The organism is Alicyclobacillus suci, assembly GCF_017329615.1.
GTDB lineage: Bacteria > Bacillota > Bacilli > Alicyclobacillales > Alicyclobacillaceae > Alicyclobacillus > Alicyclobacillus suci.
In genome coordinates this window covers 1-255 of the sequence record NZ_JAFMTW010000239.1, presented here as the reverse complement: position 1 = coordinate 255, position 255 = coordinate 1, and the positions used below count along the sequence as shown (strand labels likewise).

Sequence of the window (255 nt, the reverse complement as noted above, 5' to 3'; positions counted from 1 at the left end):
CCATAGCGCAGATAAAGACCAGCCTGAGCCCCCCAGCAGATATGAAGGGTCGAATAGACATGGGTCTTGGACCACTCAAGCACCTGACTAAATTCCTCCCAATAGTCCACTTCCTCAAATGGTAAATGCTCAACTGGAGCACCCGTGATGATCATCCCATCAAAATACTCATCCTTGACTTCAGGAAAAGTTTTATAGAAGGTCTCCATGTGCTCTGAACGAGTTGTTTTAGAACGGTGGCTCTCCATATAAAGA

Annotated in this window: 1 protein-coding gene; it reads right to left on the bottom strand. The window is 45.9% G+C overall.

Annotated elements, in window-relative coordinates:
- A partial coding sequence (locus tag J3482_RS20565; RefSeq protein ID WP_206923138.1) for a homoserine O-acetyltransferase/O-succinyltransferase family protein occupies positions 1 to 255 on the bottom strand: 255 nt, incomplete at both ends.